The organism is Scytonema sp. HK-05, from assembly GCF_963872035.1.
Lineage (GTDB): Bacteria > Cyanobacteriota > Cyanobacteriia > Cyanobacteriales > Nostocaceae > Kalymmatonema.
This window is the reverse complement of sequence record NZ_CAWMYC010000020.1, coordinates 1-21,867: the sequence shown is the minus strand read 5'-3', so window position 1 is coordinate 21,867 and position 21,867 is coordinate 1. Positions and strand designations below refer to the sequence as shown.

At 42.8% G+C, this 21,867-nt stretch carries 18 protein-coding genes; 9 read left to right on the top strand and 9 right to left on the bottom strand.

Going from position 1 to position 21,867, the window contains the following annotated elements; genetic code table 11:
- Window positions 1-627: 627 nt before the first annotated feature.
- A complete protein-coding gene (locus tag AACT52_RS04275; protein ID WP_158054997.1) occupies window positions 628-771 on the bottom strand; it encodes a hypothetical protein in 144 nt (47 codons plus the stop codon).
- Between AACT52_RS04275 and AACT52_RS04270 the strand changes: the two genes are divergently transcribed.
- The 3 genes from AACT52_RS04270 to AACT52_RS04260 all read left to right on the top strand — a co-directional run bounded on the left by AACT52_RS04270 (window position 770) and on the right by AACT52_RS04260 (window position 3,757).
- On the top strand, window positions 770-1,726 hold the full coding sequence (locus AACT52_RS04270; protein ID WP_073636197.1) for an RNA polymerase sigma factor, RpoD/SigA family: 957 nt from the start codon (window positions 770-772) through the stop codon (window positions 1,724-1,726). The two genes, AACT52_RS04275 and AACT52_RS04270, sit on opposite strands and share 2 nt — an antisense overlap.
- Before the next feature lie 302 nt (window positions 1,727-2,028).
- Window positions 2,029-2,373, top strand: coding sequence for a DUF760 domain-containing protein (locus AACT52_RS04265; protein WP_073636196.1), 345 nt, complete (start codon window positions 2,029-2,031; stop codon window positions 2,371-2,373).
- A gap of 937 nt (window positions 2,374-3,310) precedes the next feature.
- Window positions 3,311-3,757 carry a DUF4332 domain-containing protein gene (locus AACT52_RS04260; RefSeq protein ID WP_073636195.1) on the top strand — a complete coding sequence of 149 codons (447 nt, stop codon included), beginning with the start codon at window positions 3,311-3,313 and terminating at the stop codon, window positions 3,755-3,757.
- Between the two features lie 46 nt (window positions 3,758-3,803).
- Here the strand turns inward: AACT52_RS04260 and AACT52_RS04255 are convergent, their stop codons facing one another.
- Window positions 3,804-4,418 carry a TetR/AcrR family transcriptional regulator gene (locus AACT52_RS04255; RefSeq protein ID WP_073636194.1) on the bottom strand — a complete coding sequence of 205 codons (615 nt, stop codon included), beginning with the start codon at window positions 4,416-4,418 and terminating at the stop codon, window positions 3,804-3,806.
- A gap of 152 nt (window positions 4,419-4,570) precedes the next feature.
- Between AACT52_RS04255 and AACT52_RS04250 the strand changes: the two genes are divergently transcribed.
- The 3 genes from AACT52_RS04250 to AACT52_RS04240 all read left to right on the top strand — a co-directional run bounded on the left by AACT52_RS04250 (window position 4,571) and on the right by AACT52_RS04240 (window position 9,180).
- The gene (locus AACT52_RS04250) at window positions 4,571-6,151 is read left to right on the top strand and encodes a M16 family metallopeptidase (protein ID WP_073636193.1); all 1,581 of its coding nucleotides are present in this window, start codon (window positions 4,571-4,573) and stop codon (window positions 6,149-6,151) included.
- Between the two features lie 88 nt (window positions 6,152-6,239).
- Window positions 6,240-7,748 (top strand): M16 family metallopeptidase, encoded by a 1,509-nt coding sequence (locus tag AACT52_RS04245; protein ID WP_073636192.1) that lies wholly within the window; start codon window positions 6,240-6,242, stop codon window positions 7,746-7,748.
- A 607-nt stretch (window positions 7,749-8,355) separates the two neighbouring features.
- Window positions 8,356-9,180, top strand: a complete 825-nt coding sequence (locus AACT52_RS04240; RefSeq protein WP_073636191.1) for a hypothetical protein — start codon at window positions 8,356-8,358, stop codon at window positions 9,178-9,180.
- Window positions 9,181-9,326: 146 nt separating this feature from the next.
- On the opposite strand, the gene AACT52_RS04235 is transcribed toward AACT52_RS04240, so the two are convergent.
- The 6 genes from AACT52_RS04235 to AACT52_RS04210 form a co-directional block, all read right to left on the bottom strand.
- Window positions 9,327-9,521, bottom strand: a complete 195-nt coding sequence (locus AACT52_RS04235) for a hypothetical protein (protein ID WP_073636190.1) — start codon at window positions 9,519-9,521, stop codon at window positions 9,327-9,329.
- 51 nt (window positions 9,522-9,572) lie between these two features.
- Window positions 9,573-9,884 (bottom strand): hypothetical protein, encoded by a 312-nt coding sequence (locus AACT52_RS04230; RefSeq protein WP_073636189.1) that lies wholly within the window; start codon window positions 9,882-9,884, stop codon window positions 9,573-9,575.
- A gap of 458 nt (window positions 9,885-10,342) precedes the next feature.
- On the bottom strand, window positions 10,343-10,603 hold the full coding sequence (locus AACT52_RS04225; RefSeq protein ID WP_073636188.1) for a hypothetical protein: 261 nt from the start codon (window positions 10,601-10,603) through the stop codon (window positions 10,343-10,345).
- 337 nt (window positions 10,604-10,940) lie between these two features.
- Window positions 10,941-11,723, bottom strand: coding sequence for a peptidylprolyl isomerase (locus AACT52_RS04220; protein ID WP_073636187.1), 783 nt, complete (start codon window positions 11,721-11,723; stop codon window positions 10,941-10,943).
- 23 nt (window positions 11,724-11,746) lie between these two features.
- Window positions 11,747-13,303 carry an HlyD family efflux transporter periplasmic adaptor subunit gene (locus tag AACT52_RS04215; RefSeq protein ID WP_073636186.1) on the bottom strand — a complete coding sequence of 519 codons (1,557 nt, stop codon included), beginning with the start codon at window positions 13,301-13,303 and terminating at the stop codon, window positions 11,747-11,749.
- A gap of 171 nt (window positions 13,304-13,474) precedes the next feature.
- On the bottom strand, window positions 13,475-16,549 hold the full coding sequence (locus AACT52_RS04210) for an ABC transporter transmembrane domain-containing protein (protein ID WP_073636185.1): 3,075 nt from the start codon (window positions 16,547-16,549) through the stop codon (window positions 13,475-13,477).
- 1,680 nt (window positions 16,550-18,229) lie between these two features.
- Between AACT52_RS04210 and AACT52_RS04205 the strand changes: the two genes are divergently transcribed.
- The 3 genes from AACT52_RS04205 (at window position 18,230) to nblB (ending at window position 20,655) form a co-directional block, all read left to right on the top strand.
- Entirely contained in the window at window positions 18,230-19,273 is a 1,044-nt protein-coding gene (locus tag AACT52_RS04205) for a M42 family metallopeptidase (protein ID WP_073636184.1), read from the top strand.
- A 138-nt stretch (window positions 19,274-19,411) separates the two neighbouring features.
- Entirely contained in the window at window positions 19,412-19,879 is a 468-nt protein-coding gene (locus AACT52_RS04200; RefSeq protein ID WP_198941106.1) for a CBS domain-containing protein, read from the top strand.
- Window positions 19,880-19,983: 104 nt separating this feature from the next.
- Window positions 19,984-20,655: a phycobilisome degradation protein NblB gene (gene nblB / locus AACT52_RS04195; RefSeq protein ID WP_073636182.1), complete on the top strand. Its 672-nt coding sequence runs from the start codon at window positions 19,984-19,986 to the stop codon at window positions 20,653-20,655.
- A 530-nt stretch (window positions 20,656-21,185) separates the two neighbouring features.
- Here the strand turns inward: nblB and AACT52_RS04190 are convergent.
- On the bottom strand, window positions 21,186-21,704 hold the full coding sequence (locus tag AACT52_RS04190) for a DUF456 domain-containing protein (protein WP_073636181.1): 519 nt from the start codon (window positions 21,702-21,704) through the stop codon (window positions 21,186-21,188).
- Window positions 21,705-21,867: the final 163 nt, after the last annotated feature.

The following is a 21,867-nucleotide window of genomic DNA, read 5'->3' as shown; positions in this document are numbered from 1 at the left end:
CTGGCGACTTATCCCCATGTCTAAAGCCAGGGGCTTGCGTCTCGTTTTCCGGTCATTATCGCAACGCACATGAGTCGTGCCCCCTAAGCACGTTCCATCCCATCGCTAACTAGCCGCGCATTATATAGAAGTAGCATTACACCATCCAAAAGCAGCAGCAAAACGATAGTGAGATCGCCAGTGTTGACCATAAGCTACTTAAAGTACGGTAATTAGACCGATTTATTGTAAATTTATTTACAGTTAAAAATAGATGAAAGAAACAGTAAATAGCTTATTCTGCTGATATTTTCAAGTTGAGATAAAAATAAAACAATCACACCATAGATAAATCATGATGGTTATTGTTGATTTATTTTAATAATTCTTAGAAAGTTTTCTTTTTCCATATACATTTATTAAAGAAGTTTCTAGACAATACTTGAGCGATGTATTAGGCTTGAATGACGTGGAGCAGCTACAAAATTGCAGCCTAACAGCTAGTCAACAATTCTCATAAATGTTACAATTATTAACAATATTTCCAAAAAAATGTTGCACTGGTTACCTTCGATCTAACCGTAGATACTTGAGAAAAAGGGGAAATAGCTGTAAGTTCTAGCAATTAAGAACCAAATTTGTAGACAATTAGCCGCCCTTGTTTACCCTGGCGCGTAAGTTGTGAAACACAGCGTGGGTTCCCCAGTCTAACTGGGTAAACACCCAAGGAAAGGCATCTATCAGCTTTCTTACCATTCTGTCAAACCCGTCAATACCGAAGAGTAGTGCCATGAAGACCGCTCAGACAGCCACAGACCTCGTGCGGACTTACCTGCGTGAGATTGGCCGTGTGCCACTGTTATCCCATGAGGAGGAAATACATTATGGCAAACAGGTGCAACGTGCATCCCTCTTGCACGAAGTGAGGGAGTCGTTTGCCATCCAGTTAGGTCGTCAACCAACTCTCCAAGAGTGGGCAAAAGCGACAGGGCTAGAACCAGCAGAGTTGAACGAAGCAATTGCAGACGCTGAGATTGCCAAGCGCAAGATGGTAGAAGCAAATTTGCGACTCGTTGTGTCTGTAGCTAAAAAGTACATCAAGCGCAACGTAGATCTACTCGACTTGATTCAAGAAGGTAGCATAGGGATGCAGCGGGGTGTGGAAAAGTTTGACCCTACCAAGGGCTACAGGTTCTCTACCTATGCTTACTGGTGGATTCGTCAAGCCATAACGCGGGCGATCGCTGAAAAAGGTCGCACTATTCGGTTGCCTATCCACATAACGGAGAAATTGAATAAAATCAAAAAGGCGCAGCGACACTTGTCTCAGAAACTAGGACGCGCCCCGACAGCTTCTGAGTTAGCACAAGAATTGGAATTGACTCCTAGGCAAGTGCGAGAATATCTGGAAAAGGCGCGTGTCCCTTTATCTTTGGATTTGCGGTTGGGAGATAATTACGATACAGAACTAGGGGAAATGCTGGAAGACCCAGGAGTTTCTCCAGAAGAATTTGTCGCTCAATCTTCTCTATCATATGATTTAGAGCGTCTCATGGGGGAACTTACCCCACAGCAAAAGGAAGTTATATCCCTGCGTTTTGGTTTAAAGGATGGGCAAGCACATACTCTCGCGAGCATCGGTGAACTCCTCAACATTAGCCGTGAGCGAGTGCGGCAAATTGAGCGCGAAGCCTTAACCAAACTCCGTAAGTTGAAAGCCGATATAAATGAATATCTGGCAAGTTAGTCATTTGTCGTTTGTCCTTTGTCATGAGTTGTTTGCAAAGGACAAATGACTTATACGCCCGTAGACACAAAGAAGCGCGGTTGAGCGTAGGGTAGGATGACTGAGCGGAACCGTATGATAAATGAGACTTAGGTGAGACAATCCGTTACATTTGGTACGGTTACACCGACTTTGGTAGTTATAACTGGACTGTTACATTAATTTATAGGAACATACGAAAGCAAAAGTTTTGTCATATACATCAAAGACATTCGCGACTCAAGTAACATTGACCGCAGTTGTCCTAATAAAGGAGGTATAACGTGAGTAATTCATCGAATCGAGTTTCAGAATTTTTTAATAATGACTCAGAAACCAGCGACTTGCTGTGGCAGTATGTTAAATCCTTAAGCCCACAGACAGTGAATCAGTTATCTAAACCTTCTTCTGCCGAAGTGTTTCAGGTGATGGAGCGCAATATTGTAGGGCTTTTGGGTAACCTGCCTTCTGAACACTTTGGTGTGACCATCACAACCAGCAGAGAACATTTGGGTCGTCTTCTTGCCTCCGCAATGATGAGCGGTTATTTCTTGCGTAACGCCGAACAGAGAATGAACTTTGAAATGGCTCTGCAAGGTCCTGAAACCAACAACACTGATGGTGAGTAGCAATTTGAAATTGCTGTTGAACATTTCAGATTGTTGTATCCATAAAAATGAATCCAAAACTCCCCTCTGCAAAATCCTTATGTTCTCCCTCCCCTCATCTGCAGAGGGAAGATAAAATACCCGTACACGGGAGGGAGTCATCTAAAATTTCAAATGTAAAAATATCTGGTGCAGTCTGCTTTTGAGCAAGGGATGCTCAAAAAACGAAATAATTTTCCAACCTATATCCAACCGATAATATAATACAAACTCGGCAGACATCAACTGAACCTGCCGAGTTTTATCATTATATTTAAAGAGCGTATTTCTTTGTCAAGTCGGTGGGCATAAATAAACGCGCTCTAATGTAGTCAGGGCTTAAGCCCTTAGAAGCCTTGCTCTTTCGGGAAGACTACGCTCACTACCAACAAAGAATCTATCAAAACTAACGTGGGAGGATGAGAACCCCCTATTTTTAACAGGGGGATGAAATCCGACAAGGGCAGGTTTTAAAGAGTTGTGTCTTATACCCAGATCGTGGTAAGACAAAGAAACACTGCACAGGATGAAAAACTCCAAAAAACAAACGTGTTAGTAAACTGAACCACGACAATTGAAGATATGGGGTTGTGTTGAAAAGTCTTTTTAGAGCCATCAACACGTAAAATCTTCATGGTTGGAAGATCCTAAAGTAGCCGTACAGCCTGAAAAGGTTGAGGCGGGTAGGGCTGTTTGAACGAGCCAACGTGTTTTGTAAAAAAAACACCAGACAACGTTGCGGTGAGACAGCGCTGCGGGAGGGTTTCCCTCGTGCCGGCTCTGCGTTCACCGAAGGTGTGCCGAAGGCATACCCGAAGGGAGTGTGGCTTTTAGCCCGCGGAGCAACAACAGTCTAGAATCCACGTTTTTCAAAGCGTGGAGAGTTCAAGTTTATGTTTAATTTCACTTACTTAAAGGAATGTCCCCAAAACAAAAATCAAGTGTGAGTCGTATCTCATCTTGTTATTGGCCGATTGAGCAATTGCCTGGATTAAGTCAGCAGGAACAATCCCAACTGCAAAACTGTGGTATTACGACTACAGAGGCGCTTGTCAAACAAGGGAAAACGCCTGTAGATAGGCTAGCGCTGGCAAATAAATTACAGATTCATCTTCAGTATGTCAATAAATGGGTAGCATTGGCAGATTTGGCTCGTATCCCTAGTGTAGGAACACAATATTGTGGATTATTGCTGCATGCGGGTATTGGCTCTGTGGCACAGTTAACAACTACCCCCATTCATAGATTGCACCAACAACTTCTGCGGTTTGTAGTCGCGACAATGCAACGGCGTGATTTGTGTCCTTCGATTGAGCAAATTCAGGAGTGGAATCAACAAGCACGAACGATAGAAGAAAGAAGATAGAAGATAGAAGAAAGAAGATAGAAACAATTTCTGCACTCTTGACTTTTCACTCTTTTGCTAAAACTCCATTGAGGAAGATATCAGCTAGTCCTTCTGCCATTGCTTGCATTTGTTGGGGAGAGGCATCTGGTTCCATTACGGTGTTGTTGGAAAACCCTGCAACCGCAAACATTCCTAAGAAAACTTTAGCGACAAGCGTTGCATCCATCTGGCGATAGATTCCTTTGTCCATTGCGGTTTGAAAGAAGGCTTCGGCAACATCAGTCATTTTGACAATCACGTCAGACTGGATGCGATCGCGCAAATCTGGGTGAAACTGTGCCTCCATAAAACAAACCCGCATTAAGTCAGCATTTTTATGGAAATTCCACATCCGGCGGCGCATTACCTGAGCCACAGCCTTATAGCTGCCCATTTCGCTCAGTTCTGTCAGTAAATCTGTTAAAATATCCACCCAGCCTTGAGTCGCCACCTCAACCAAAATCGCCTTTTTATTGGGAAAATGACGGAACAGAGTCCCTTCAGCGACGCCTGCTGCTTGTGCCAAGTCGCGGGTTGTCGTGCCATCAAATCCTTGGGAGGCAAATAACCGCCTTGCCGCATCTAGAATGCGGGTGCGTGTTTGTGCTTCGGAGGATGGGGGGGAATTAAAAATTCGCATAACAGTTACAGTGATATATCCGGAACAGGATGTGTAGCATTATTGTCTAACGTTAAATGCAATAACTACAGAAAGCTTAATACAAGATTAAGACCCTGTTGACTAACTCATGTGTTTGGTGTTGTTATAGAAATTTAATTTTATTTTCGCGTATGAACAAGCTTAGTTGCTTATATCAAAGGGAAGTGAAAAACAAAGCAAGTCAACTTTTAGTCTCTTTTCTTGTAGCAATACTTCTTTGGTGGGGATTGATACCAGGAATTGCTGTAGCGAAAACTCAGACACCATCTGCTCAAAGTTCGATTCAACCTTATTTGAATCGAGTGATAAAGCAGTTGACAGAATTCCGTCTTGACAATGGTTTGAAGTTCATTGTCTTGGAAAGGCATCAAGCGCCCGTAGTTTCTTTTCTGACTTATGCTAATGTCGGCGGTGTGGATGAGCCAAATGGGAAAACAGGTGTGGCACACTTTTTAGAGCATTTGGCTTTTAAAGGCACGACAAAAATAGGTACATCTAATTACCAGGCAGAAAAACCACTACTTGATGCCTTGGATCAATTGGCAAAGCAAATAACAGCAGCCAAAGCGGCTAATAACAAAGATGAAGTTGCTAAGTTAGAAGCTCAGTTCAAGCAAATAGAAGCACAAGCTGCTAAACTTGCTAAGCAAAACGAATTAGGACGAATTGTGGAACAGGCGGGAGGCGTCGGTTTAAATGCCAATACCTCCACGGAAGCGACTCGTTATTTTTACAGCTTTCCTTCCAATAAGTTAGAACTGTGGATGTCGTTGGAATCAGAAAGATTTCTAGATCCCGTATTCCGCGAGTTTTATAAGGAAAAAGATGTCATTTTAGAAGAACGACGTATGCGCGTGGAAAACTCACCTATTGGAGTGATGTTGGAAAAGTTTATCGATACGTCTTTCAAAGTCCATCCATACAAGCGTCCAGTGATTGGCTATGACCAGGATATCCGCAATCTGACACGGGAAGATGTGCAGAAGTTTTTTGAGACGCACTATGCACCCAGTAATTTAACAATTGCTGTGGTTGGTGATGTTAACCCCACTGAAGTCAAGAGACTGGCACAAGTTTACTTTGGGCGTTACAAGGCAAAAGAAAAAGCTGTTGCTCAAATCCCCGCAGAACCAAAACAGACACAAACGCGGGAAGTGACTGTGGAGTTTCCTTCTCAACCTTGGTATCTCGAAGGTTACCATCGTCCGGCAATAACTCATCCAGATCAAGCAGTTTATGAAATTATTGGTATGTTGCTGAGTGACGGGCGTACGTCGCGGCTATATAAGTCTTTAGTGGAACAGCAGCGGTTGGCGCTGGCGGCACAAGGTTTCAGCGGGTTCCCAGGAGATAAGTATCCGAATTTGATGTTGTTTTATACTCTCACGGCTCCAGGTCACACGGTTGATGAAGTGGCGGTGGCTTTGCGTAAGGAAATTGAGAGGTTGAAAACTGAGCCAGTGTCTGCTACTGAGTTGGAACGAGTGAAAACGCAAGCTCGAGCCGGTTTGTTGCGAATACTCGATTCCAATATGGGAATGGCGCAGCAGTTATTGGAGTATGAGGTGAAAACTGGCTCTTGGCGGAATTTGTTCAAGCAGTTGGATGAAATTGTTGCGGTGACGCCTGCTGATATTCAACGAGTGGCGACGGCAACGTTTACGACGGAGAATCGTACAGTTGGTAAGCTGTTGCCAAAGCAGAAGTCGTAAGCAATTCAAAATTCGCATTCAGAAGAAATTGAACAAGTCAATGACGGGAAGCGGCTTCTCGTACACTAGGGCGTGAAGGAACAGAGATATGAAGAGGTTTAGGAGTAAAAGGTATAAGGTTAAAGTGAGAAGGTTTTTTTACTCATTGCTGGTTTGTCTGGGCTTGGTTGGATTGTTGAGCTTTGGAGTGCTTAACACATCTTGGGCGGCAACGGCGGCAAAACATTACACCGAGTTACAGCTGCCGCCGCTACCTCAGGTGAAGTTACCGAAGTATGAGCGGTATGTGTTGAACAACGGCATGGTTGTGTATTTGATGGAGGATCACGAGTTGCCGTTGGTAGGTGGTTCGGCAATGGTACGTACGGGTGAGCGCTTTGAACCTAATGATAAAGTTGGTTTGGCTGAACTGACGGGTATTGTTATGCGTTCTGGAGGAACTCAGAAGCATACGCCGGATCAGCTCAATGAGATTTTGGAGCAAAGGGCGGCTTCGGTAGAAGCTGGTATTGGCGAAACTGCTGGTAATACTAGTTTTGAGGCACTCACTGAAGATTTGGAAACGGTGTTTGGCTTGTTTGCTGAGGTGCTGCGGGAACCAGTGTTTGCTCCAGAAAAGCTGGATTTGGCGAAAACCCAGTTGCGGGGTGCGATCGCCCGTCGCAATGACGATCCAGATGGTATTGCCAATCGGGAATTTGAGAAATTAATTTATGGCAAAGATAGCCCCTATGCCCGCACGGAAGAGTATGCAACGCTGAACAATATTTCCCGTGAAGATTTGGTGAAGTTTAAAGAGCAATATTTTTATCCCAATAATGTGATATTGGGAATTGTCGGGGATTTTGACGCCAAGAAAATGCGATCGCTTATTCAGGCGAAATTAGGTGACTGGAAACCGAATCCCAAATTAGCTAAACCTCAGTTACCCAAGGTGTCGCAAGATAAAATTGGCGGTGTCTTTGTTGTCAATCAGCCACAACTGACTCAAAGTAGTGTTCTGATTGGGCATTTGGGGGGACAGTTCAATAGCCCTGATTATCCAGCGCTAGATGTGTTGAATGGGGTGTTAAATGGATTCGGCGGACGCTTGTTTAATGAAGTGCGATCGCGTCAAGGTTTAGCTTACTCGGTGTATGGTTCCTGGAGTCCCCGCCATGACTACCCTGGAATGTTCGTTGCTGGCGGACAAACGCGCTCTGATGCTACAGTGCAGTTTGTCAAAGCTCTACAGACAGAAATCAAGCGCATCCAAGCCCAACCCGTAACAGCGCAGGAGTTAGCTTTTGCTAAGGAGTCTACTCTCAATTCGTTTGTTTTCAATTTTGAAGATCCCGGGCAAACGTTGTCTCGCTTAATGCGATACGAATATTACGGCTATCCATCTGATTTCCTGTTTCGCTATCAGCGTGCTGTGCAAGCAACCACAGCGGCTGATGTGCAGCGGGTAGCGCGCAAATACCTCAAGCCAGAAAATTTGGTGACTTTGGTAGTCGGGAATCAAGCCGCTATTAACCCCCCACTGACGCAGTTGGCAACACAAGTGACGGTGTTAGATGTGACGATTCCTGGTTCACCAACCCAGGCGAAGAATTAATATGCATTCCCTGGCTCAACGCCAGGGAATGCTAACCGTGAAAATTAGTACAAACGTTCAGAAATTTGTAGGTAACGCAGTCTTGACTCATTGCCATGCGTTTTTATGCTGACTCTGGTCAAGATTTTAAGACTAAAACCGAACTAAGCTGCTGAATCGTCGCTTAAATAGAGCAGACAAGGGCAAGATGAGCATTTAAGCCAAATTTAATAAATCTCATATTATACCGTATTTGTATTAAGTATAGCTAGTAAAACTGCGTAAATTTGCCATTTCATCATTAAAGTGCCGTATAAGTTTAAATTTTGACCATAGCTTACACATAATCCGCAAAGAAGATTCCAAAAGACCTTTAGTATTAATACTTAAGTAATAATTTACCTACTAGACATTTACCGCAAGATTACTGATGCGGTAAATGCAGAGCTTTGTTTGCCAAAACTGTTAAAAGCATCCTCTGTGAGTGAAGAATAAATTTTCTTTCACCAGCGCAAAATTAGCTCGGGAGCTTTCTGCGTTGCCTCATGCCTGCTTGTATCTTTACTCATCTAAGTAGTTAGGTGAGTCAATGACCTGAAAACCTCACAAGTATAAAAAGAGGATTGTTATGAAGCAATATCAAGCATTTACCAAGGGCTTCTTACTACTGCTGACTCCGTGCATAGCTAGCTCTATGTTAGCAGCGTCACCCAGTCAGGCTGCTACCTTGGCACGTTCTGAAGGAGTACTAGAGTTTACAAGATTTAGTCAAAGCCCTTCCGGAACTGGAACTGCTACTAACACTAACACTGTTACTAATGCCAATGATGGTGTGGTGAATGCTTTTGCTAACGCAGAAGCAACTTTTATAGTTGCTCCACCAACAGCATCTAATTTATCTTTGAGCCAAGCCTTTGGTGAAGGGAGAAATTATTTAGGACTAGCAGAAAGTGAGGTTACAGTTATCGGGAATTTTGATGTAGATGCGAATACACCTTTTTCTTTTGACTTTAAAAGTAATTTAAACCTGGAAACATCAATAGATAATCCACAAGCAGAAAATGCAAGAGCCGCTGGAGATATATCTTTACAGTTACTCGATACCGCTAGTAACAGTACCATAGACTTTTTCAGCCTCGCGGGAAATTTAACCACCCCAGGTGATGATGACTTTATCGCATATCAAAAAAGTGACAATATTGCCTTAAGTTATCCAGTCACCACGCATAATATTGGAGGAAATCAGGAATTTGCTACAGCTTCTGTTCAGGGTTCTCTGCAACGTTATTTTGATAGCAAAACAAGCTTAACTTTAATAGAAGTTAAGAGGAATCAGGCTAGAGTTACAGCGCCTGAACCTTCAACTTGCCTAGCTCTACTTTTCTGTTGTGGAGTGATTGGTGTTGCATCGAAAGGTAGACGCAAAGAAAAAACCTCAGCTTGTTCTTTGTAAGGAAAGATAACCGCTGAGGTTTGAGGACAGGAGCATCCCTAAAAGTGCAAACAAAGGGACGCACCCTAAAGACCACTGAATAAGTAATTGTTAACAGTGACCAGATGCAATAAAATATTGCATCTGGTCATTTAATTTTTGCCCATCTATTTGGTATAAGAAGTAGAGCTAGATGTTGAGAAACTGCTACAGCTATTATTACCAGATGAAACGTCTACAGAAACACTTTGATTAATGTGGCTTTGATTATCGACAGATGCTGTGGCTACGCTTTTTGCCTCGGCAATTATCTTGCCATCTGCTGAGACAATGCGTTTGATTACAACTTGATAGCGAGCCATGATTTTACAACCTATTGCATTACAAACAAGTTACGAAAGTTTTAAAAACTCCTAGGTACTAGAACCTTGAACAAGATTGCCACTCATTGCAAAAGATGTGGTATATTTAACACCATTCTCAAGAATACCAAATGCTGCCCCTGCTTTAAATTTGCCAAGTTTATCTGAGACTACATATCCATAGTTACCAGTTTTTTCGTCACCGAAGTATTCTGTAGTGTAGTCCGCATCAGGATTTTTAATCGTAGTTAACAGGTTGGTTTTAGGAAAGTAGGAAGTAAGTTCTAATCCGCCTTCCACTTGACTATTACTATAAACTTCTGTGTCACAAAAACTGAGGTCGGAAATTTTTAATCTGCTCATAAAACACCCTGATTTTTTTTAATACATTTATGAAACACCCTTTTGAAATAGATATATCGCCGAAAGCTGATTAAAAGCTTTCAGCGATTTTTATGTAAGATGCAGATGAATGAAACAAAGAGTTAGAGGAGACAGCTATAATCGCTGTCTAACTGAAAGTCATTTTTAGTTCCTTACAAACGCTGAAGTCGCACTAGCCGGAAGATCTGTAGGCAACAGTGTAAGCGTCGCTTAAACCTTCTGCATCGCTATCGAGACCGTATGCCTTAGCGGCGAGTTGCAACTGCACGCTGCATTTCTCATTTTTAGCCAAGAAGCGGATGAGAGTAACGGCTCGATTGTCTAGTGCATTGTTGCAGAGAACTGGTACTAATTAAATTTTTAAGAGTGTTGGCAGCTAGCTGGTTTTAAGACAGCCAAAAGCTGTGTAGCTTCTGGCTGTTGTTAATCGCTAGTGACTAGTTGCTAGCAGCAATAGAGGTGCTACTAGAAGAATCTGGAGTGGTGAAAGCGAAGGTTTGGGTTAGGCTGTCCTTACCTTTAGCGTCAGCTTCCGCTGTAGCTAAATTGCCTTTAACATATACGTCTGAATAGACGTCTTTTTTGATCTTGATGTACTCGTTAGCATAAACCCAGCTGCTTTCGTTACCTAAATTAATACCGCCAACAACATCTGCACCTTCAACAGCTTCCAAAAGATTCAAGTCTGAGATAATCATAGGTTTCTCCTGGGATTTGAATTAGTTTTTGTTACTACTTTGAAATTGGGAATTACTGGTGTAAGCTTTTTGTTTTTGCTTACATTTACTAATATACATCATTAAATTGAAAAAACAATAGTTTTTTGAAAAAAAAAGATATTAGTTTCTAATGTAATAAAGTCGATTTTAAGGTTTTTATATTTGAATGATTATATATTATTTTTGGTAGCAATAAGGCATGAAAAAAACCTCAATATTTTTATATTGAGTTAATGATTTTTAAATAAAATTTTGATTTTTATTAATTGGTTTTCAGTTATTACACCTCATTTTTTTATTACCTCATAATACAAAATCAAGCCTGTTTACGAAAGTTTTCATTGACTTGAAAACTGCTGTCTGAGTCTGTAGATGTAATAATTTCCATGATTTCTATTTGCTGTTTTAACCAAGTAGAAAACATATCTTTGATAATGTTTTGGCGTACCTCTTCATCTAATTTGGGTTGAATGATTTCCTCTAACCAAATTAAATGAACTCCCTTTGGAGTGATAATTGGCTTAAGAATTTCTGGCGGAGTCGCAGCAAATATAGCAGCAGCAATCTCCGGTCGAAAATCTGTGCGCCGTTTCATTCCTTGATAACCGCTAGCACGACGAAGTTCTGGATTTTGAATGTAAGAGCGGGCGATTTCTTGAAAAGTGATTTCCCCTTCTTGCAAGGCATAAAATAGTTCCAATGCTAAGTCTCTATCATCGAATATGACTTCGTAGGTAACTGCTGCAACATAATTGAGTTGGTGTTCATAAAAGAACCGTTCGACCTTATCGGCGAATAGGTGATTAGCTAACTTTTTAGAAAGTATGTTGTTATTGGCTAATTCCTCAAAGTCATCTAAAGACAGATGATGTTTTTTCAGCCATGCCCAAGTGTCTTTGGCTTGTACTAGTTTCTTCTCTAACCGCAGCCTATCTCCTTCCTGCTGTAGTTCTTCTTCTGAAACTTTAATTCCTGCTTCTTGGGCAGCGTCAGCGATAATCTTTTGAGTCGCTATAGCTTCCACCACACCAGGAATTTGACAAGAAAGTTTGATGTTGCGAATTATGTCTTCGCAGGAAATGTTCAAACGTTTTAACATGACACAATTCCTCTCGCTAATGGCTAAAGGTCTAAACCGCCTTTTTGCAATTTCTTAAAGGGGTCTAGGATAAAGTCGATGACGCGCCGTTCGCGGACAATTACCTCAGCAGTAGCTGTCTGTCCAGGAGTTAATGCGATACGTTTGTTGCCGTTCTGGATATACTGCTTCGTCAAGGCGATTTCTAACTCAAAGTTTTCCATGTTGCCTTGAGGTGTTTGACTCACTTTTGAGTCTGGAGAAATCCAAGCCACTTTCCCTGGCACAATGCCATACTCCTGGAAAGGATAGGCATCAAACTTGACTTTGACTGGCATTCCCACTTTCAAAAAACCACTTTGCTGGTTAGGCATAGTAGCCTTGAGTACTAAGCCAGCATTTTTAGGTGCAATTTGGGCAACTCTTTGACCAGGTTGTACAACTGCTCCTGGCTTGGTGATGGGTAACTCAAAAATCACACCGTTAATAGGCGATCGCACGACTCTTTGCTGTAACTGAATCTTGAGGGATGTGGCTTGGCTGTTGGTCTGAGCCATTTCCGATCGCAGGGAGTTGATTTGTGTTTGCAGTTCTTTAAGTTGTTCCTCAGCTTTGAGTTGTGCGAGTTGACCTGTGTGAATCAGGCTTTGATAACTGCGTTGTTCTTCTTGTAAGCGCAGTTCGGCTTGCTGGATCTCAGATTTCGCCTGATGAATAGTCTTCTCATATGTGCTTTGTTGCTCTTTGAGGCTTTCCTGAGCCTGTGAAATATCAGAGCGAGCTTGCACAAGGCGTTCGTATTCTTCTTTTGCCGCCTGTTGGACATCCTTGAAGCGGTCTTGTGACATCACACCGTCTTCATAGGCTTTTTGATAGCGTGGGACTTTTTCTTGAGAGGCTTGGAAACGGACTTCTGCTAAGTTATAAGCTGCCTTGCTTGACTCCAAAGCTTGCTGCGTTTGGTTAACTTTAGCCAGTTTTTCCTCTTTTTGTAAGTTATAAACAGCTTTGAGAGCATTCAGATTCTGTCGTGCCTGCTCGACTTGAGACTGTTTTGCCAATTGTTGAGCCTGGTTTTGTTGCTGTTGAGTACTCACACCAAGCGTCAATTGATTTTTAAGTACCTCTAAGGACTCGCGCCGGTTCTGTAGCCCGTCGAGCTTTGTCACAACTTGCTGGAGTTCAGTTCTTAAGACATCTGAGTCTAGTTCGAGCAAAAGCTGACCTGCTCTTACGGTTTCGCCTTCTTTGACCCTAACAACAGTGACGCCCCCGCCCACTGGACTATCTAATTTATGGGTGGCACCTTTCGGTTCAATACGCCCTCTAGCGCTCCCTGTCTCATCCACCTTCGAGAGCATCGTCCAAGGTAAAACAATTCCTGCAAAGGCCACCAACACGTACAGCAAAGAGCGCGTCCAGGCTTTCGGTAAAGCATCTAGCAGTTCTTCGGTACCAAAAAACCAATCTTGTGCCTCATCTGCTGCTGTCTGATTCTCTAATGTAGATTCCGCGACTTCCTGCGGAGGTATATAACCTGTCTCCTCATCTGGCTCTGCTTTGGCAAGCGCAGATGATGGATTGCGAGATGGGTATGGCATAGTTTTCTTTTAAAGTTCGGTAGATTACGAGATCGGGAGGTAGGGATGTAGGTGAATGATTTTCCCCTTAGTCTCCAAGCCCAACGCTTTTCGCCTCAAGTGGTAGTAACCACAGGCGAAAAGCTTTTTTGTGGGAACCCCTAGTCCCTTTACACCCTGATGACTGATGACTCAACCTGCATGAGCAAGTTGTTGTTGGTTGAGGTAGTAGTAATGTCCTTTTTTGGCAATTAATTCGTCGTGTGTTCCGCTTTCTATCAAGACGCCTCGGTCTAACACCAAAATCAAGTCGGCATTCCGCACCGTGGAAAGGCGATGGGCAATAATCAGACTGGTGCGCCCTTTGAGAATAGTTTTTAGATTGTTTTGAATAATGCGTTCAGATTCCGCATCCAGGTTGCTGGTAGCTTCATCAAATATTAAAAATCGGGGATTCCCTAGTAATGCGCGGGCGATCGCTAAACGTTGGCGTTGTCCGCCAGAGAGCATTCCACCACCTTCACCAATTTCGGTTTCGTAACCCATTGGCAGTTGCTGAATAAATTCATCTGCCCCAGCCATACGTGCTGCCTCGATAATCTGTTCTAGTGAGGCTTCCGGATGAGCGATACTGATGTTTTCTCGAATCGTACCGCCAAACAAGAAAGTGTCTTGGTCTACCACACCAACTTGTTGTCGGAGTGATTTTAGGGACACACCCGTCACATCATGACCATCGATTAAGATTTTGCCCTCTGTCGGGGGATATAAACCCAAAATTAACTTTGACAAAGTCGTCTTTCCAGAACCGCTGCGCCCGACCACTGCGACTGTTTGTTCAGGTTGGATTTCAAAGCTGAGATTTTCCAGGACGTTATTCTCGCTTTCTGGGTGATAGCGGAAAGTGAGATTCTCAAAGCGAATTCTCCCTTGAAGGCGACGCAGAGGCTTGCGGGGTTTATTTTGCAAGTCTTCTTCTGGTTCTGCGTCTAGGACATCGTTAATCCGTTCGACAGAAATGACGATTTCTTGGAATTGATTCCAGACCACCGAGAGTCGCTTGAAGGGGCTGAGGACATTGCCCAATAACATATTAAAAGCTATAAGTTGCCCGATGGTCAGTTCGTTGTGAATGACCAACCATGACCCATACCAGAGCAATAGCGTATGCATCACGGTGTCAATGACAGCACCGGTAATTTGCAAGTTATTGCCAATCACCTGGGCGGTAAAGGTTTTTTTCACCAAAGTATTGAGCAGTTCTTCCCAACGCCACCGTACTGTGTGTTCAATCGCCATAGAACGGATTGAGCGAATACCTGTCAGGGATTGAATGAGATAGCTGTTTTCTTCAGCTCCGGCATTGAAAATCTCTCTGGACATCCGGCGCAAGATGTTTGTGGAAGCGAGTGTCAGGATAAAAAATGGTGGCACAATCATCAAGCCCAGTAATGCCATGCGCCAGTTGTACCAGAACATCAATCCTACATAAACCACCACTGTCAGCAAATCGAGAATGACTGACAGTGTCTCACCAGTCAGGAAGCGCTGTACTTTCTGGTTTTCTTGGATACGAGAGACAATATCCCCGACGTAGCGGGACTCGAAGAAGGATAACGGTAAGCGCAAGGTATGTTTGATAAAACCCACTAGCAGTGCAACACTGACACGGTTAGCAGTGTGAGCCAAAAGATATTGCCGCACCCCATTGACAGCAATGCTGAACAAGCCAAAAATGAGCAACCCCAAAGCGACGGCGTTTAATGTAGAAGTGCTGCCTTGCACTATCACTTTGTCTAACAGTAACTGGGTAAACAGCGGCGTCACCAGCCCAAACACCTGAATCAGCACTGAAGCCAAAAACACTTCCAGCAGTACCCAAAAGTGCGGTTTGATTAACTCAAAAAACCTCCAGATGCCTGTAGTCTCTTCCTCAGCTTCTTTAAGTAGGGCTGTGGGTTGCAGCAATAAGGCGTATCCAGTCCAACCTGCTTGAAATTCCTTTGGGGTCAGGGTGCGTTGACCGATCGCAGGGTCGCCTACAATTACCCGTTTTTTGGTGATTTCATAGACGACTATGTAGTGTTTGCCTTCCCAGTGAGCGATCGCTGGTAAGGGTTGCTCTGCCAATTTGTCAAAGCTGGCTTTGACTGGACGGGAGGCAAAGCCAACGCTTTCGGCGGTGGCGGCTAAAGCACGCAGTGATGCGCCAGAACGGTTGACGTTAGTTAACTCCCGCAGTCGATTGACACTTAAACGCTTGCCCCAGTAGCGTGCAATCATAACTAGGCAGGCAGCACCACAGTCAGCAGCGCTTTGTTGTGCAAAGTATGGATAGCTTCTGCTGATCCGTCCCCACACTTGCCCTACTTTGGCCTTCGGGCTGGGAAAGTAGGGACGTGATTTTGTTGGCTTTTGTTTTGACGCCGACTCGCGTTGGGGAAAGGGTATGACGTTTCCAGAAGTGGCTATTCGTTCTGGTTTTGACCTGACTGAACGTGGCTTTTGGTCTTCCATGACCAAAGGGCGCTGTTGAGGTACAACTAATTGAGCTAGCTGGTGCCAGTGTCCCAAGACTGTTTGCCAATGCGAATCTCGGAGAATATAAACGCTGGTTGGCTTTGTTGCCTGCCAAACACCCTGTTTTAGATCTGCATAGATCTTGCCTGGTGTGAGACACTGACCATCTGTATGCCGCAGTTCCCCTTTGTGCAGCAGCCATAGTTTGCCATCTGATGGTGCAGATATTTCCTCATTGATGTCTAAGGTATGCTGCGAGAAATAAGATAAGGCTTTGAGCATCCCTGGTACATCCGATGGCTGGCACTCTAGTTGCGAGTTTTGCCGATATATCATCAGCAAATCCCACAGTTGCGCGCGTTTCCACAGGTAATCGCGGATACTAGGATATTTCTCCATCAATCCTTGCAGTATCTCTTGTTTGAGATAGCAAAGCTTGAGGTTTGTCGAAGCTTTAGCGACGTATGGCACAAAGCCTTGTTCTGGAAATAAAGTCGCTTCCCCAAACAATGACTCTGGACCGAGAGTTGTAATTAAGTTCTCCGCACTATCCAATAGTCTGACTTTGCCAGAAATAATGAGATATATTCCGGGACTATCACCTGAAAGCCAGAACTGCTTTGTGGGTGCAGGCTCCACGATTTCTGTCTCCGTGAGGCACTCTGCCAGTTCCTCTTGTGAAATTGTCTCACCCAAAGCTGTGGTGAGTTGCTGATATAGCTGCTGTTGCACTATCACCAATGACATTACTTTTCCTCCACCCTGAGAATGAGTCTTTGGTCTGAACTCGATTTGATGACCAATGCAAACTAGTCTTCGGTTGGATTACCTGTTGCCAAGCGTAATGTCTGCTTCTGTAAAAGGTGCCATCACTGGCTGCTCATTTTGTGACGGCTTTCCAAAAGCTTGTTGTTGACTTATTTGGTGTGACATAATTGTTACCAGTTGTCGTCATAAAAACGTGGGCGAATGCGTCCGTCGCAGCTGTTGAGAAAATCCCAAGGGTAAAGGATTGACAGCTGCGAAGTTAATAATTGATGTGCAACTAACTCTGGGAGTATCCCCCCTAGTCTTTTGCGAGTATAGGGGGGCGATTCCTGGGTTGTCGCAGACCCGATAACTTTTCCCCTAGTCTTTTGCGAGTATAGGGGGAATTATTGGGTCGCTGGAGATTTTGATTACCTAATGGGTAATCAAGAAGTTGCAGTTAAATCATGGTTTGAAATTGATTTTATAAATTAACTAAAACTTGTGTTCGCAGTTTTGCTACTAAAAATTTATAGTACTTAATTACCACGCGGTAGTAAGCATCCCTACAAAAATTTGCAAATAGCATGGCTTTTGTGTTCATCATAAACAACAGTGCTTGGCAAAGCCATTACAAACAGTAAACTTGTCACTGTTTAATCAAACGATTCAAAGCGTTTGTCTTTTGTCTATAGCACTAGTAATATTTTATACTAGTTATTCAATTTTGAGGAAAATTCCAAAAATCACAGGAATTTTTTGGCTACCTAGTAATATCGCTTAATAGTTTTAATGAACTTTGCCAAACAAATTACTTACTTAACCTCAAAATCCTTAATTGGGTTGAGTTAGCTTGCAGAAACATTTGAAACCTGTTTCAACACTCTAAGACACATAGCTGAGAACATTAAGCATAAATGCAATGTTTACTTGTTGCATTAGCCTAACATCAGCTTTTTCATACCTATGCAGGAGACGGCTGTAGCTGTAAATAACTTAGAAGTTAATTTCAAAGATACAGCACTACATTCTGAAGGTATTCACTTAATTATTCAGTATCTTCTATCAATCCTTATACATTCTGTCAATTTTTTCCTTAATTCCGAGAATTCTTCATAGAAAATTCATATTTCCTTGATTTTACGTTTATATTAAATTTTGTGTAAAAATCGTGAATTAAATCGTCTTACGAATAGTCCTCTATCAAACTACTAAGATTTTACAATTTTTCAAACAAAATCTGGAACTATCGAACTACTAAACTAATAAGTGTGCAAAGAGATTGTCTATAGTACTAGTAGTTGCTAATTATATTTAAAACTATTTTTTAAACATCTACCCATAGTTGCAAATTGTATATATCTGACTATAGTAGTATCCTCAATTTCTGCATCTATCCAAATAAATATGTTAAATAGGGTATGAAATAAGTTGGAAACAGCAAAGCCAAAGCCGTACAAACGCACTTAGAAGCTTAAGTAAGTCGGCAAGAAAAAACCAAACTATGTAAAGAAAAGTAAAATCTCTGTATTTGGCTCGTAGTAGCGCTATGGCTGACGCCACGCTGCGCGAACAGCGCTAAAGCGCTACTACAAACCAGTGATGATTATTTGCGCCGACTTACTTATATGATTGATTAGATAACAAAATTATATATTTTTGGTTGAAATTAAACTAACAATGTGGAATTACGAGCATTTATTTAAAAGAATAGAAGAATTGGTTATGCACCATTCTCCAAGTGGTGTAGAAGCAGAAATCAACCAATTTTTAATGCAGCAATTTGCGGCGTTGGGAGTCGAAGTTTGGTGCGATCGCGCCGACAATATCATTGCTAAAATTCCAGGGTTAGATCCAACAAGACAAATTGCTATCACCGCCCATAAAGATGAAATAGGTGCAATTGTAAAAACAGTAGGCGACAACGGTCGAGTCGAAGTTCGCAAGCTAGGTGGCGCATTTCCGTGGGTTTATGGCGAAGGAGTCGTGGATTTACTGGGAGACAACGCAACTGTCAGTGGCATTCTGAGTTTTGGTTCCCGCCACGTCTCCCACGAATCACCACAAAAAGTTCAGCAGGAAGACACTCCTGTAAAATGGGAAAATGCCTGGATTGAGACAAAATGTACGACTTCTGAATTAGAAGCAGCTGGCATTCGACCAGGAACTCGAATGGTGATTGGCAAGCATCGTAAGCACCCCATCAGGTTAAACGACTATATTGCCAGTTATACCTTGGATAACAAAGCTTCAGTTGCTATCCTACTGGCACTAGCCGAAAAGGTAAAACAGCCAGCAGTCGATGTCTACCTGGTAGCGTCAGCAAAAGAAGAAGTGGGAGCAATTGGAGCACTTTTCTTTACTCAAAACCAGCGCTTAGATGCCTTGATTGCTTTGGAAATTTGTCCTCTCTCATCAGAATACCCAATTGAGGACGGGAAAAGCCCTGTGATACTTTTTCAAGATGGGTATGGGATTTATGATGAAACTCTAAATGGGCAACTGCGCCAGTCCGCTAAGCAACTGGATATGTCAGTACAGCTAGCAACACTCAGTGGTTTTGGTAGTGATGCTTCAATTGCTATGAAGTTTGGTCATGTTGCTCGTGGTGCTTGTTTGGCGTTTCCTACACAGAACACTCATGGTTACGAAATTGCTCACTTGGGAGCAATTGCAAATTGTATTGATTTGTTACAAGTTTTCTGTGAAACTGCATTTGAGTGATAAGTCATCACCCAAAACTACTTCTGTGTTCTGAGTTCTGAGTTCTTTCTTGGTAACAATGTATTAACGTTGTCAGGTTAATACCCCTAATTCTTTACAATGATCCCAGGTAGGTTAATAAAAGGTGACACCAAGCCAATGCCTAAGACCGTTGCCGATATCATGAGCCGTGATCCGATTGTCGTCCAACCGGAAAGTCCTTTACAGGAAGCGATTAAAATCCTGGCAGAACGACGGATAAGTGGGTTGCCTGTTGTAGATGAGACTAGCAAATTAGTAGGTATTATTTCGGAAACGGACTTGATGTGGCAAGAAACTGGTGTGACTCCTCCGGCTTACATCATGTTTCTTGATAGCGTCATTTATTTGCAAAATCCCGGAAATTATGAACGCGATCTGCATAAGGCACTTGGACAAACTGTTGGTGAAGTCATGAGCAAAAACCCTATTACCATCACTCCTGACAAAACTGCCACAGAAGCTGCTAGACTGATGCACGATCGCAATGTCCACCGCTTGCCAGTCCTTGACAGCGAGGGTCAAGTTATTGGTATTCTCACGCGTGGTGACATTATTCGGGCAATGGCAGCCAATCAAGATGAATGATGAGTCATGAGTTATAAGTCATAAGCCATTAGTCGAGTATGTAACTAGTGAGTGTGAATGGTTGACTTTTTTTTTAAAACATCTTTGAAAACTGGGATAATCAAATGAGTATTACTCCTGAATCTGTCAAGCAACTGCTGAATTCCGAAGATTTAGGCGATCGCTTGCGAGCAGTGAATCAAATTCGTCAACTAGAACCCGCTACAGGTTTTGAGCTGATTCAAAATGCTGTTAACGATAGCAGTTCCCGTGTGCGGTACTCAGCAGTCAGTCAGTTGGATACTCTAGGCGGACAAAATTTAGATTTATCTTTGAATATATTGCGCGATCGCTTGCTCAATGATCCTGAAGCCGATGTGCAAGCGGCAGCAGCAGATTGTTTAGGCGCTTTGAAGCTACATGATGCTTTTGAAGATTTACAAAAAACTTACCAAACCACCAACGAGTGGATTGTACAATTCAGCATCATCGCTACGCTTGGAGAGTTGGGTGATCCAAGAGCCTTTGAGTTGCTCAAAGAGGCACTTTCTTCAGACAATGATTTAGTCAAAACTGCAGCCATAAGTTCGCTTGGCGAGTTGGGAAATACGCAGGCTATTCCCTTGTTAGCTCCCTATGCAACAGATCCAGATTGGCAAGTTCGTTATAGACTGGCGCAAGCCTTAAATCGTTTAGGCGGTACAGAAGCCAAATCGATATTAGAAACTTTGGCGAATGATCAAGCAGAGGCTGTTGCAACTGAAGCGACAAAATATGTAAAAGCGACTGGGGATTAGCCCTTCGACTTGCGAGAGGGCTAACACCGAGCGAAGTCGAGGTGTTAGGGATTGGGGATTGGGTAATAAAGCGGAAAAATTATGTCTAGGGCAATAAAGACCTAGACATATTTTGGAGCATTTCCAATCTTGAGTCATATCATGCCCGGCTAATTAGTTATGATTTCCGCGTTAACTGCACCCCACCCCTCAATCCCCTCCCCTTGTTAAGGGGAGGGGAGGTGAAGCGCAGCTTTACCGGGGTGGGGTTATTCGGGTAATGATAAGTATTTAACCGGACTTGATATCAGTCTTCAGCCACTGCTATGGGAAACGGCATTCAGTCGCCAGTACTCTCCGGAGGACCTTCCGATACAGGTATCTGGCGTGACAATTTACTGATTCAAAATTCATATTTCAAAAATAAGATTATTTGCGTGAATTTTGAATTCATAATTTTGAATTGTTGTATGGTGGGGAACTCCTTGTCGCAATCAGTTAAATCAGGCTCGAAAACGATAAAAACCGCCTTTGCAATTTTCGCTCTCATTCTAAGTGCCAAATACTTGTGGCCAAGTTGTAACTACGAAAACGACAACTGCTGCGATCGCCAATAACCCTTGAATCAAATTCCCAACCACTGTACCTACGACAATTCCAATACCAGCCTTAATAGCCAAGTTCAAATCGCGTCGGAAAAGATACTCACCAATAATAGCTCCCAGAAGCGGTCCTAGTAACATTCCTAATAATGGACCACCAAATGGCAAGGTTGGCAATAATCCCAGAAAACCCACCACTAATCCAACAATTGCACCAATTTGCCCCCATTGACTTGCACCAGCCTTTCTTGCACCCAAGTAGCTGGCTAAAAAATCAATTCCTACACTCAGTAATAAAACAAGAATTGTCACAATAAGCGGTATTTTTATCGCGGCAAAAGAACCACTAATAAATCCCCAAGTGATTATTGCAATTAAAATTAAACTGGCTCCTGGAATGGCAGGAACTACAGCACCAATAATACCCACAACCATTAAGGCAAGAAGTAACCAGTAAATAATTTGCATAATTATTTGTGAGTTGTTATTTATTAGTGGTTAGTAGTTAATTGTTTATTTTACTACTAACCACTAACCACTAAATATTACTTATAGCGGTTTGCAACTGGATAAGGTACACAAAGAAATAATGAACCACAGATGGACACAGATGGACACAGATAAATAATTA